The sequence below is a fragment of the Nocardioides sp. Root140 genome (assembly GCF_001426745.1).
GTDB lineage: Bacteria > Actinomycetota > Actinomycetes > Propionibacteriales > Nocardioidaceae > Nocardioides.
Genome location: NZ_LMFI01000012.1, coordinates 183,165 through 195,320 on the forward strand (window position 1 = coordinate 183,165; position 12,156 = coordinate 195,320).

Annotated in this window: 15 protein-coding genes and 1 tRNA gene; 12 read left to right on the plus strand and 4 right to left on the minus strand. The window is 70.2% G+C overall.

The window, feature by feature from the left end; translation table 11 throughout:
- The first annotated feature begins 44 nt into the window (after positions 1 to 44).
- The 10 genes from ASD30_RS20950 (at position 45) to ASD30_RS20990 (ending at position 6,792) form a co-directional block, all read left to right on the plus strand.
- Positions 45 to 1,295 (plus strand): glutamate-5-semialdehyde dehydrogenase, encoded by a 1,251-nt coding sequence (locus ASD30_RS20950; protein ID WP_056686578.1) that lies wholly within the window; start codon positions 45 to 47, stop codon positions 1,293 to 1,295.
- A 57-nt stretch (positions 1,296 to 1,352) separates the two neighbouring features.
- Entirely contained in the window at positions 1,353 to 1,811 is a 459-nt protein-coding gene (locus ASD30_RS20955; RefSeq protein WP_056686582.1) for a hypothetical protein, read from the plus strand.
- 73 nt (positions 1,812 to 1,884) lie between these two features.
- The gene (locus tag ASD30_RS26750) at positions 1,885 to 2,034 is read left to right on the plus strand and encodes a hypothetical protein (protein ID WP_156388885.1); all 150 of its coding nucleotides are present in this window, start codon (positions 1,885 to 1,887) and stop codon (positions 2,032 to 2,034) included.
- A 2-nt stretch (positions 2,035 to 2,036) separates the two neighbouring features.
- Complete coding sequence (gene nadD / locus ASD30_RS20960) at positions 2,037 to 2,648, plus strand: nicotinate-nucleotide adenylyltransferase (protein WP_056686586.1); 612 nt, start codon at positions 2,037 to 2,039, stop codon at positions 2,646 to 2,648.
- Entirely contained in the window at positions 2,645 to 3,022 is a 378-nt protein-coding gene (gene rsfS / locus ASD30_RS20965) for a ribosome silencing factor (RefSeq protein WP_056686589.1), read from the plus strand. The genes nadD and rsfS overlap by 4 nt, the downstream gene beginning before the upstream one ends.
- Positions 3,019 to 3,645, plus strand: coding sequence for a histidine phosphatase family protein (locus ASD30_RS20970; protein ID WP_056686592.1), 627 nt, complete (start codon positions 3,019 to 3,021; stop codon positions 3,643 to 3,645). Before rsfS ends, ASD30_RS20970 begins: the two co-directional genes overlap by 4 nt.
- Before the next feature lie 147 nt (positions 3,646 to 3,792).
- Positions 3,793 to 3,868 (plus strand) — tRNA-Ala (locus ASD30_RS20975).
- Positions 3,869 to 4,163: 295 nt separating this feature from the next.
- A complete protein-coding gene (locus tag ASD30_RS20980; protein WP_056686595.1) occupies positions 4,164 to 5,297 on the plus strand; it encodes a hypothetical protein in 1,134 nt (377 codons plus the stop codon).
- 141 nt (positions 5,298 to 5,438) lie between these two features.
- Complete coding sequence (locus tag ASD30_RS20985) at positions 5,439 to 6,251, plus strand: alpha/beta fold hydrolase (RefSeq protein ID WP_056686598.1); 813 nt, start codon at positions 5,439 to 5,441, stop codon at positions 6,249 to 6,251.
- A 73-nt stretch (positions 6,252 to 6,324) separates the two neighbouring features.
- The gene (locus tag ASD30_RS20990; protein WP_056686601.1) at positions 6,325 to 6,792 is read left to right on the plus strand and encodes a universal stress protein; all 468 of its coding nucleotides are present in this window, start codon (positions 6,325 to 6,327) and stop codon (positions 6,790 to 6,792) included.
- A 17-nt stretch (positions 6,793 to 6,809) separates the two neighbouring features.
- Here ASD30_RS20990 and ASD30_RS20995 read toward each other — a convergent pair whose 3' ends face one another.
- Both ASD30_RS20995 and ASD30_RS21000 read right to left on the minus strand, forming a co-directional pair.
- Positions 6,810 to 8,306 carry a potassium/proton antiporter gene (locus ASD30_RS20995; RefSeq protein WP_056686603.1) on the minus strand — a complete coding sequence of 499 codons (1,497 nt, stop codon included), beginning with the start codon at positions 8,304 to 8,306 and terminating at the stop codon, positions 6,810 to 6,812.
- A gap of 21 nt (positions 8,307 to 8,327) precedes the next feature.
- The gene (locus ASD30_RS21000) at positions 8,328 to 8,747 is read right to left on the minus strand and encodes a hypothetical protein (protein WP_056686606.1); all 420 of its coding nucleotides are present in this window, start codon (positions 8,745 to 8,747) and stop codon (positions 8,328 to 8,330) included.
- 193 nt (positions 8,748 to 8,940) lie between these two features.
- On the opposite strand from ASD30_RS21000, the gene ASD30_RS21005 reads away from it, so the two are divergent.
- Positions 8,941 to 9,897 carry a sensor histidine kinase gene (locus ASD30_RS21005; RefSeq protein ID WP_056686609.1) on the plus strand — a complete coding sequence of 319 codons (957 nt, stop codon included), beginning with the start codon at positions 8,941 to 8,943 and terminating at the stop codon, positions 9,895 to 9,897.
- Positions 9,894 to 10,547, plus strand: a complete 654-nt coding sequence (locus ASD30_RS21010) for a response regulator (protein WP_056686809.1) — start codon at positions 9,894 to 9,896, stop codon at positions 10,545 to 10,547. The genes ASD30_RS21005 and ASD30_RS21010 overlap by 4 nt, the downstream gene beginning before the upstream one ends.
- Positions 10,548 to 10,572: 25 nt before the next feature.
- On the opposite strand, the gene ASD30_RS21015 is transcribed toward ASD30_RS21010, so the two are convergent.
- On the minus strand, positions 10,573 to 11,334 hold the full coding sequence (locus ASD30_RS21015; protein ID WP_056686612.1) for an SDR family NAD(P)-dependent oxidoreductase: 762 nt from the start codon (positions 11,332 to 11,334) through the stop codon (positions 10,573 to 10,575).
- Positions 11,335 to 11,389: 55 nt separating this feature from the next.
- Entirely contained in the window at positions 11,390 to 12,010 is a 621-nt protein-coding gene (locus ASD30_RS21020; RefSeq protein ID WP_056686616.1) for a hypothetical protein, read from the minus strand.
- Between the last annotated feature and the right edge of the window lie 146 nt (positions 12,011 to 12,156).

Genomic DNA, 12,156 nt, shown 5'->3' on the forward strand with positions numbered 1-12,156 from the left:
GAGACACCCCGATGGTTGCGTCGTTCGCCGACTAGGCTCAAGGAGTGAGCATCGAGCAGGACGTCAGGACAGTCGCGGAGCGCGCCCGGGAGGCGAGCCACGATCTCGCGATCGCCACCAGGTCGACCAAGGACGCCGTGCTGGCGGCGATGGCCGACGCGCTGGAGGCCGGGACCGAGTCCATCGTGGCCGCGAACCGCGACGACATCGCCCGGGCCGAGCAGGCCGGCACGCCGCCCAACATCATCGACCGGCTGCGCCTCGACCGCGAGCGCATCGAGGGCATGGCCCAGGGCCTCCGCGACGTCGCCGGGCTGGCCGACCCGGTCGGCGAGGTGGTGCGCGGCAGCACGCTGGCCAACGGCCTCGAGCTGCGCCAGGTGCGGGTGCCGTTCGGCGTGGTCGGCATCATCTACGAAGCCCGTCCCAACGTGACCGCCGACGCCGCAGGCATCTGCCTCAAGTCCGGGAACTCGGTGCTGCTCAAGGGCTCCAACTCCGCGCTCTCCTCCAACACCCGCATCGTCGAGGTGCTCCGCGAGGCGATCGAGGGACTCGGCCTCAACCCCGACGTCGTGCAGCTGGTGCCGGGGGAGGGCCACGAGGGCGCCAAGGTGCTGATGCGGGCGCGCGGCCTGGTCGACGTACTCATCCCGCGCGGAGGCGCCGGCCTGATCCGCAGCGTGGTCGCCGAGTCGACGGTGCCTGTGATCGAGACCGGTGTCGGGAACTGCCACGTCTACGTCGACGTCGACGCCGACCTCGAGAAGGCGGTCGCGATCGTGGTCAACTCCAAGACCCACCGCACCAGTGTGTGCAACGCGGCCGAGACCCTGCTGGTGCACGAGGACATCGCCGATGACTTCCTGCCGACGATCATCGACGCCCTGCAGGACAAGGGCGTCACGATCCACGGCGACGAGCGCTTCCGTGAGTACGACGGGGTGGTGCCGGCCACCGACGAGGACTACGCCGAGGAGTTCCTCAGCCTCGACATCGCGGCTGCCGTCGTCCCCGACATCGAGGGGGCGATCCGGCACATCCGCGCCAACAGCAGCCAGCACACCGAGGCGATCGTGACCGAGAGCCAGGCGGCGGCCCGGCGCTTCACCACGGCCGTGGACTCGGCCGCCGTGCTGGTCAACGCGTCCACGCGATTCACCGACGGGGGTGAGTTCGGCTTCGGTGCGGAGATCGGCATCAGCACCCAGAAGCTGCACGCCCGCGGCCCCATGGGACTGGTCGAGATGACCAGCACGAAATACGTCGTGACGGGGGACGGTCACATCCGCTGAGGCAACAGCCTGTAGCGTCCCTGTCATGCGTGGGGTGCGACTCGGGGGAGCCGGGGCATGAAGGCGTTCTTCGGCACACTCGGCTTCAGCATCCTCTCGGCCGTCGTGCCGATCTTCAACGTCGAGGTCTACCTGGTGGCTCTCGCCACCCAGATCCCCAAGAGTGCCGCCCTCCCGGTCGCCATTGCGGCGGGCGCGGGCCAGGCCCTGGGCAAGGTGCTGTGGTACCACGGCACGCAGAAGTCGCTGCAGCTGCCGTGGATGCGCAAGCGCATGGAGTCCGAGCGCTGGAAGAACAGCTTCGACCGCTGGGAGAAGCGCATCGAGGCCCGGCCGAGGTTGGCCGCAGCCTTCATGTTCTCCAGCGCCCTGGTCGGAGCGCCACCCCTGCTGGTGATGGGTGCGATCGCCGGCGCCCTGCGGTTCAACATGACGATGTACGTCACCACCATCTTCGTCGGACGCAGCATCCAGTCGTGGGTGATCCTGGCCGGCCTGACCAGCCTGTTCCACTGAGTCCGGTGCCGGGTGAATCCGGATCGGCGTCCGGTGGCGTGGCCGACGCCCGGCTCACGATAGGATCGCGGCCATGTCGTTGACCTCCTTGACCATCATCGCCGCCGAGGCCCACAGTGAGCCCGCCGTCAGCCCGTACGTCGTCGGCGCCATCGCGCTCGGCCTCCTGCTGGCCTCACTGCTGATCCTGATTGCCATCGGCGGCGGGCGCGAGCACAGCTGATCATGGGCGAACGCCGTCGCGTGGGGGTGATGGGTGGCACCTTCGACCCGATCCACCACGGACACCTCGTCGCGGCCAGCGAGGTGCAGGCGTGGTTCGACCTCGACGAGGTCATCTTCGTGCCCACCGGCGATCCGTGGCAGAAGTCGGATCGCGTGGTGTCACCGGCGGAGCACCGATATCTGATGACGGTGATCGCGACCGCGGCGAATCCCCGGTTCACCGTCTCCCGGGTCGACATCGACCGGGACGGTCCGACGTACACGATCGACACGCTGCGCGACCTGGGCGAGCAGCTGCCCGACGCCGATCTCTACTTCATCACCGGGGCGGACGCGCTGGCCAACATCTTCACCTGGCGTGACGTCGAGGAGCTGTTCAAGCTCGCCAACTTCGTGGGCTGCACCCGGCCCGGCTACGAGATGGAGGCCGAGACCCTGGCCTCGATCCCGCACGAACGGGTGACGCTGGTCGAGATTCCCGCCCTGGCGATCTCCTCGACCGACTGTCGTGACCGCAAGCAACGCGGCGAACCGGTCTGGTACCTCGTGCCGGACGGTGTCGTCCAATACATCGCCAAGCACGACCTCTATCCCTCTGGAGCAACGAAGTGACCGCCACCGACCATGCCGTCGAGCTCGTCCATGCCGCCGCACGTGCGGCCTCGGACAAGCTGGCCCAGAAGATCATTGCCTTCGACGTCTCCGAGCAGTTGGCGATCACCGACGCGTTCGTGCTGGCCTCGGCCTCCAACGACCGCCAGGTCAAGTCGATCGTCGACGAGATCGAGGACAAGCTCCGCGAGATCGGTGCCAAGCCGATCCGTCGCGAGGGTGAGCGCGACGGACGCTGGGTGCTGATCGACTACGGCGAGATCGTCGTGCACGTGCAGCACGAGGAGGAGCGCGAGTTCTACGCGCTCGAGCGACTCTGGCGCGACTGTCCGGCCATCGAGCTGCCGGCAGACGTCGTCTCCCACGAGAAGTGACCCGACGACTCGTCCTGCTCCGGCACGGCCAGACCGCGTGGAACGCGATCGGCCGTGGGCAGGGGCATGCCGACGTCGAGCTCGACGACACGGGGCACGAGCAGGCGTCCGCCGTGGCGCCGTACGTCGCGGCGTACGCACCGACCGTGCTGTGGTCCTCCGACCTGGCCCGCGCCCGCCAGACTGCGGCGTACGTCTCCAAGGAGACCGGCCTCGACGCGCGGCTCGACGAGCGGTTCCGCGAGTTCGACCTCGGGGCGCGCACCGGGCTGACCATGGCGGAGTACGCCGAGCAGTTCCCGGCCGAGTACGCCGATTTCCGGGCCGGGCACTTCACGGCTGTTCCCGGAGGTGAGACGACTGCCGACGTGGTGTCCCGCTTCGCGGACGGGCTCGACGACGTCGTGGCCGGTCTGGCCGCGGGGGAGTGTGGCGTGGTCGTGGCCCACGGCGCGGCGCTGAAGGTGGCGCTGATGGCCGCACTCAACTGGCCGGGCGAGCAGGCCTCCGGCCTCCAGGGCCTCGACAACTGCGGTTGGGCGGTGCTCGAGGAGCTCGACGAGGGTGGTCGATTCCGGCTCGCGGCCTACAACCTGACCGCCCGTCCCACCCCTCCCGGGTGACGCGAGGTGACGGTCGCTCCACACGCGTCGTACGACGTGCGATCCGTCAACAGCGCCGCACAAGTGCCGTGCCGACCCCCGATTTCGCATCTCGACCGGACGTTGGTTAAACTTCCCGACGTTGTCAGCCGCAAGGCTGGTGATGATGGGGCTGTGGCGCAGCTGGTAGCGCACCTGCATGGCATGCAGGGGGTCAGGGGTTCGAGTCCCCTCAGCTCCACCAAATCTCAGAGCGGCCGCCTTCGGGCGGCCGTTCTGCGTTGGTGCACCGGGAGCCGTGCCGTTCAACATGCAGTTGGGCTCCGCGAGCCGGCTGTTGAGCGTGACCGGGGCGGGTGAAGGTGCGAACTGCATGTTCAACGGCACGCCGGCAGGCGGTCTTCCTGGCTTGTCGCCGGCGTGGGCCCACGTGCGGCCCGCGAAGTAACCAAATTGCGGCATGCTCGCGGGGCGTCCCGAAACCTAACGTGACACTGGACGCACCGTGCGGCCGAAGCGTCGAGCTGGGAGGCCGCACGATGGACGTTGAGCTGTTGATTCGACGTGGGCGACGCACGGTGATCGCGGCGGTCGCCATGGCATTGATGATGTTCGCCCAGCCGACACAGGCGAGTCCGTCGATGACCACGGACGCGACGCCCCGGGTCAACGGCCCCGTCTACGCGATCGCCCAGGTGGGCGACCTGACGATCATCGGAGGGGACTTCACGACGGTCGGCGGCAAGCCGCGGGCGAACGTGGCCGCCATCCGCGCCGACGGCACCCTCGACCCGACCTTCAACCCGTCGACCGACGGCATCGTCCGGGCACTGGCCGGCTCGGCGGACGGCACGACCGTCTACGTGGGCGGCAGGTTCACGACGGCCGGAGGCGCTGCCCGCGCCAACCTGGCGGCGGTCGACATCGCGACCGGGACCGCGCTCCCGACCTGGCAGGCCGACACGACGGGCACGTCGCCCGGCATCTCGGCCCTGACGACGTACGCCGACAGGCTCTACGTGGGTGGCACCTTCAGCGGCATCGACGGAACCGTCCGTGCCTCGCTCGTGGCGCTGAGCTCGTCGGGTGACGTCATCTCGAACTTCCGCTCCCGCGCCAATGCCGGGGTGAAGTCGATCCGGGTGTCACCGGACGGCGCGGTCGTCTATGCGGCCGGTGCGTTCTCCAAGCTCGGCGGGCTCGACCGTCCGTTCGGTGTGGGGGCGATCGCCTCGACCACCGGTGACGCCACGGCGTTCAACCCGGCCGAGGGCAGCGACCTCTCGATCACGCTGGGCCTCTCCCCGGACGGCTCACGTCTCTACTTCTCGACGCCCGACAACCGCCTCTTCTCCTACGACACGGCGACCAGCGACCTGGTGTGGATCCGCAAGACCAGCGGTGACACGCAGGCGATCTACCCCACGGCGACCGAGGTCTACATCGGCGGGCACTTCTCCCAGATCGTCACCTACAAGATCAAGCGCTGCTTCCTGGCCTCGCTGAACGCCTCGGACGGCACGGTGACCCCTTGGGACCCGAACCCCGTCGGTGGCGACATGGGGGTCTGGGCGATCACCCCGACGCCGAACTCGCTGTCGGTCGGCGGCACCTTCACCACGGTCGGCGGGGTCGACCGGGTCCGGTTCGCCCGCTTCCCCGGCACTCCGTAGACAGTCGCAGGCAGTCGATCTGCTGGAGGGAATCACGCGGAACCTGCGTGATTCCCTCCAGCAATGCCGGTCGTGCCTGTTCCCTTCGTACCTGAAGTATGTGAGACTCCACGTAACACGTACTTCAGGAGGCTTGTCGACATGCAGTTGTCCCACCTGGTCCATGATCGCGCCGGTTCTGGTGAACCCGTCGTGCTGATCCACGGCATCGGTCACCGGCGCGGTGCCTGGGCGCCGCTCTTCGACCGTCTCGCCGACCGCTACGACGTGATCGCGCTCGACCTCGCCGGGTTCGGTGACTCCCCGGGCTACCCGAAGGGCGTGGCCTACACGATGGACCACGCGTGCGCCGACCTCGCGGCGAACTTCGCGGAGTGGGGCATCGACCGCCCGCACGTCGTCGGCAACTCGCTCGGTGGCGCGATCGCCCTCGAGCTCGGTGCCCGTGGTCTGGCGTCGTCGGTGACCGCAATCAGCCCGGCCGGGTTCTTCGGCCGCGTCGACCGCTTCCAGGCGCTGGTCCCTCTTGTACTCATGCGAGTCGCGGCGACCCTGCCCGATCGGGTCCTCCAGCTGGTCGCCGGGTCAGCCGCGGGCAGGCGCCTGGTCGGTGCTCCGCTCTATGCCCATCCGGACCGCATGACGGCGTGGGCGACGTACCAGGACTGCCTGGCGATGAAGCGCAGCAGCGGATTCTTCCCGACCGCCCGTTCGGGCGTCGGGTACGCATTCGAGGAGCAGGTCGACGTGCCGACCACGGTGGCGTGGGGGACCAAGGACAGGCTGTTGCCCTACCGACAGTCCCGGACGGCGCGCCTGCGACTCCCGGCGGCGCGCCACGTGCCGCTCAAGGACTGCGGCCACGTGCCGATGATCGACGATCCCGACGCGATCCTCGACGTCATCGACGAGGTCGTGGGACGCACCCGGAGCAGCAGTCGGGGCGTCGCCTGACCTGACCTGCCGAACCGGGGCGAACCACTCCGAACCCTCGCCGTCGACCGCAGCGATGGTGCATGGTTGACCCATGGCAGGCGTCAGGGACCAGCTCAACCGCGACATCACTCCCGAGGGCGGCGTCGTGGTGGGCGACGACGGATCCCGATCCGCGGCCGCCGCGATCACCTACGCGGTGGGCGAGGCCGCGCGTCGGGGCTGCGCCGTCCACGTGATCCGGGCCTGGACCTTCACCAGTGCGATCAGGCCCGACGACGTCCCGCTGGGCATCACTCCATCGATGCTCGAGCTCGAGGAGGCCACGCTCGAGGCAGAGAAGGCCCGGGTGGCCGGCATCGTCGGTGACTCCGCGATCGAGGTGCACGTGCACGTCGCCTGCGGTCCGTCGGCGCAGGCACTCATCAAGGCGGCAGAGACCGCGGACGTGCTCGTGGTCGGCAGCCGCGGGCGCGGCGGGTTCAAGAGCCTGGTCCTCGGCTCGGTGGCCGACCAGTGCATCCGGCACGCCTCCGGCCCGGTCGTCGTCGTCCGCGACTGACCTCGTCGGCACCCCGCTCAGGCCGGGGCTGGCGCCGGGCGTTCGCCGTACCAGACCGCGAGCCGGCCATGGTTCCCGATCGCGCGCAGCCGCTCCTCGGTGGCCTGCCGGGCGTCGTCCGGGACCGCGAGCAGCAGGTGGTCGCCACCACGCAACGAGGTGTGTACGTCGGGACTGAGCAGCTCCCGGTCGCGGTGCACCAGGGCGAGTGCGGCACCGGGTGGGAGCCGGAGGTCGCTCACGTAGACCCCGTGCAGCTGCGACCCCGACGGGACCCGGAACTGCAACAGGTGGGCGTGCATGTGCTCCAGCGGCGCCGACTCGACCTCGAGCTCCTCGGGTGTGGAGTCCACGGTCACGCCGGTACGACGAGCCAGCCACGGCAGCGTCGGTGCCTGCACCAGCGTGAATGCCACGACCAACAGGAAGACCACGTCGAAGATGCGTTGCGCAGCAGGCAGTCCCTGTGCCACGGGGATGGTGGCCAACACGATCGGCACGGCGCCCCGCAGGCCCGCCCACGACAGGAAGACCTGTTCGCGCAGGGGGATCCGGGCCCAGGACGTGCACACGAACACCGAGACGGGGCGGGCCACGAAGGTCAGTCCGATGCCGACGATCGCCGCGGACGCGAAGGCCTCCGGCAGGCGGGAGGGGCTGGCCAGCAGGCCGAGCAGGACGAAGAGCCCGATCTGGGCAAGCCAGCCGAGACCGTCCGCGAAGCCGGCGGTGGCCTGCCGGTGGGGCAGGTCGGCATTGCCGAGCCACATGCCGGCGACGTAGATCGCCATCAGCGCGCTCGCCCCGGCCGCACCGGCGGTGGCGAAGGCCAGGAACATGATCGCGATCGTGGCCAGCGGGTAGAGCCCGGCGGAGGGGAGCGCGCTGCGCTGCAGGAGGTGCTGGCCGAACCAGGCCACGACCAGGCCGATCAGCACGCCGAGGGTCAGCTGGTAGACGATCAGGCCGCCGATCTGCCACGGGTTCGCGGTGTCCCAGGCGTCGCTGACCACCACCGTGACGAGGATGATCACCGGTGGGTCGTTGAAGCCCGACTCCGCCTCGAGCAGTGACCGCAGCCGCGGCCTGATCGGCATCCGGCGCAGCACGGAGAACGTCGCAGCGGCGTCCGTCGAACCCACGACCGCGCCGAGCACGAGCGCCGTACGCACGTCGACGTCGAGCACCAGCCAGGCGATGGCCGACGTCACCGCGACGCTGACCGCGACGCCGAGGGTGGCCATCACCCCGGCCAGGCCGACGACGGGCCGGATCACCGACCACTTCGTGCTGAACCCGCCCTCGCCCAGGATCACGGCCAGGGCGAGGGTGCCGAGCAGCATGGTGAGGTCGACGTCCTCGAACTGCAGGCCGAGGCCGGCCTCGCCGATCGCGAGGCCGATGGCCAGGTAGAGCAGGAGGCTGGGCACACCGGCACGGGCGGACACGCGGACGGCTGCCACCCCGGCCAGCAGGACCAGGGTGGCACCGAGGATCGCCACGTTCAGATCCATGAGGGAGGTGCGCCCATCCGGTCAGCCGGTCCCGTGCGGCGTCGTGCGGTCGAGCATCAGGCGGCGCAGCTCGGGGGTGACCTCGACCTCGGACGACGTGACGACCGCGCTCTCGATCGCGACGCCGGCCACGGTGGCGCCGGACAACCCGGCCGGGTCATCGCCGATCGAGGGGAGCGCATGGGCAGGTGAGGCCGCGATCCCGCGGCGCAGCAGGTCCTCCACCGCGTCACTGAGTGTTCCGGCGTCGGCCACCGCCCCGGGCAGGTGCACCACGAACTCGACTCCCGTGCGCGCGGTGACCCCGTCCGTGGTGTTGGCCGAGGCGACCGCCCAGAGTCGGTGCGGCTCCGGCGTCGCTTCGGAGGTACGCCGCAGGAACGCCGCGACGCACACGAGCAGCACCGAGACCGCGACGAGCCCGACAACCACGACGAGCATGCCTCGCCCCTTCCTGTGCGCCGTGCTGGTGCGGTGGCCCCGCCGGATCCGATGCAAGGACATCGAGGCGGGGCCCCGCTGGTCTCCAGTCTTCGCGACTGCCGCGCCACAACACATGGGGTCTGCTCCCCAAAACTGCCTGCGAGGCCGTGATTGCGTGGACAGGCTTGGACGGGTGCGTGAGCATGGCGGCATGACCAGCGCCCACGGTGTCTCGCTCTCCTCACGGGTGATCCTGATCAACGGTGTGCTGTTCGCCCTCGGTACGGCGTTGCTCGCGTTCTCCCCGGCCACCGTGTCGCCACGCCCCCTGTGGTCCGAGGTCATCGTGCTGGCCGTCGGCCTGGCCGTGATGATCGTGGCGAACTCCGTGCTCGTCGGCAGCAACCTGAGGCCGCTGGACCGACTCGTCGCCCAGCTGGACAGGGCCCGTTCGACCGATCCGATCGAGAGACTGCCGGTCCCCGAGTCCGGCATCTCGCGGGAGCTCGCGATCTCCGTCAACGACCTGCTGGGCCGGATCGAGGCCGCGCAGCGCGACAGCAGCCTGGCCGCCCTCGCGGCACAGGAGGCCGAGCGGGCCCGCATCGCCCAGGAGCTGCACGACGGCGTCGGACAGTCGCTCACCGCCGTGCTCCTCGAGCTGGGCGCGCTGGCCGAACAGGCTCCACCCGAGACCGCCGCCTCCCTCGAGCGGGCCCGCGAAGCCACGCGAGCCAGTCTCGACGAGGTGCGCGGCGTGGCCCGTCAGCTGCGGCCGCACGTGCTCGAGGACCTCGGCCTGCGCAGTGCCCTGGCCGCACTGACCACCGAGCTCTTCACGCACACCTCCACCCACGTGAGTCGCGGCATCATGCCTGGGCTGCCGGTGCTGGACGACGCCGTCGAGCTGGTCGTCTTCCGGGTCGCCCAGGAGGCGCTGACAAACGTGGCGCGGCACGCGGAGGCGGCCACGGTGGAGCTGTCGCTGGCGCAGGTGGGCGGCGACGTCGTCCTCACGGTGGCCGACGACGGCCGCGGCATCCGATCCGGCGCGACCGGCACGGGGTTGCGCGGCATGCGCGAGCGGGCGTCGTTGGTGCACGGGAACCTGGCCGTCGAGCGTCGTGACGGCGGTGGCACCGTCGTACGCCTGGAGGTGCCGTGGTGAGCAGGTCGGCGCGGATCCTCCTGGCCGACGACCACACGCTGGTACGCCGCGGCGTACGCATGATCCTCGAGCAGCAGCCCGACCTCGAGGTGGTGGCCGAGGCCGGCGACGGAGCCGAGGCGGTGGAGCTGCTGCGCACCACCGAGGTCGACCTGGCGATCCTCGACGTGGCGATGCCGCGGCTCACCGGACTCCAGGCGGCCCGCGAGATCTCGCGGCGCAAGGATCCGCCGCGGATCCTGATGCTCTCGATGCACGACAACGAGCAGTACTTCTTCGAGTCGCTGCGGGTCGGCGCCAGCGGCTACGTGCTGAAGTCCGTGGCCGACCGCGACCTCGTCGACGCCTGCCGGGCCGCACTGCGTGGCGAGTCGTTCCTCTACCCGGGCGCGGAGTCGACGCTGGTGCGCGACTACCTCGCGCGGTTGAGCCGCGGCGAGCGCCTGCCCCGTGCCGTGCTCACGCCGCGTGAGGACGAGGTCGTGAAGCTGATCGCGGAGGGCCACTCGTCACGGGAGATCGCTCGGGAGCTGACGATCAGCGTCAAGACCGTCGAGCGGCACCGTGAGAACGTGCTCGCCAAGCTGGGCATGCGCGACCGCACGGAGCTGACCCGCTACGCGATCAGGGTGGGCCTGATCGAGCCGTGACGCCGACCGGTACGTCGCCGCCGGCTCAGGTGATCGTCATGCCGCCGTCCACCGGCAGGGTCTGGCCGGTGATGTAGCCCGCTGCGTCGGAGGCCAGGAAGACCGCGGTGGCGGCCAGCTCGCGCGGGTCTCCCTTGCGCCCGGCCGGGATGCGCTGTTGCTGCTGCTCGAGGTAGCCCGGCGGGTACTGCTCGGTCATCTCGGAGGTGAAGAAGCCGGGGGCGATCGCGTTCACGCGGATGCCCTTGCGGCCGGTCCACTGCTGCGCCAGGTCGCGGGTGAGGCCGATCAGCCCGGCCTTGCTGGCGGCGTACGCGGCCTGGGGGAGCCCGGCGGTGGTGAGGCCGAGGACCGAGCTGATGTTGATGATCGAGCTGCCCGGCTCCATGACGCGGCCGCAGGCCTGGGCCATCCAGTAGCAGCCGTTGAGGTTCACGTCGATCACGCTGGTGAACTGCTCGACCGTCTCGTGCGTCGCGGGGACGGCGGTGCCGATGCCGGCGTTGTTGACCAGCACGTCGACCCGCCCGAACTCCGCCATCGCCGCGTCGACGAGGGCCTGGCACTGGGCCTGGTCGGCGACGTCGGTGGCGACGGTGAGCACGCGGCGTCCGGCGGCGCGCACGAGCTCGGCGGTCTCCTCGAGGCGGTCGACGCGGCGGGCGCCGAGCACGACGTCGGCTCCCGCTTCCGCGAAGCCCTGGGCGAAGGCGACCCCGAGGCCGCTGGAGGCGCCCGTCACGACGGCCACCTTGTCGTCGAGTCGGAACAGGTCGGAGAGGCTCATGCGCACATTGGTATCACGGTCCGGACCCGCTCCGGCGGCTCGCCGTGGAACGGCCTCAGGGCTTCCAGACGATCGGGTCACCGGACATTCCGAGGCCGGAGTACTGGACCTCGGTCACGGCCTTGGCATCGTCGGGGACCGACATCGCCACGCACATGGTGCCGCTCTCACCGGCCGCGGTGACCGGCAGCTGTCCGTCGCACCCTTCCTCGATGCCGAAGACCGTCTCCTCACCGGTGTCGACGATGCCCTTCCAGTCGAACGCGCCCAGCGACAGCGCGCTGGCCAGGTCGTCGACGGCGCGTACCTCGATGGTCACCAGGGCGTTGCGGCCGAGAGGTCCGGCCTTGCCGATCGCGACGTTCCGGACGGTGTACTCGACGAGCGCGCCGTCCCCGCTGTCGGTCAGCGCGACGGTGGCGGTCTCGCCGTACTTCAGCACCGTGCCGCCGGGTGTGACGTCGGCGTCCGTGGACGGCGAGGTCGGGGAGGTGGGGACGGTCGGTGACAGGCTCGGCCCGTCGGTCGGAGAGGTCGTCGGCTCGGGCACGTTCAACGTGGGCGCACTGGCGGGGTCGCCGGCCACGGCCGACTCGGTGGAGTCGCCGCTGTCGCACCCGGTCAGGACGAGGGCTGCGAGACAGACGACGACGGGGAGTGCGGAGCGCAGGCGCATGGTGGGGACCCTCGGTGTTCGGCGGAGTGGTGTGGGTGTTCCGGCTGAGTGTTCGGCGGGGGCGGATGCCCCCGGTGTGCATGTCTTCTGCCCATGGCTCGTACCGGCCAATCCCCGGCTGGGACCTGCGGTAACATGGTGGCATG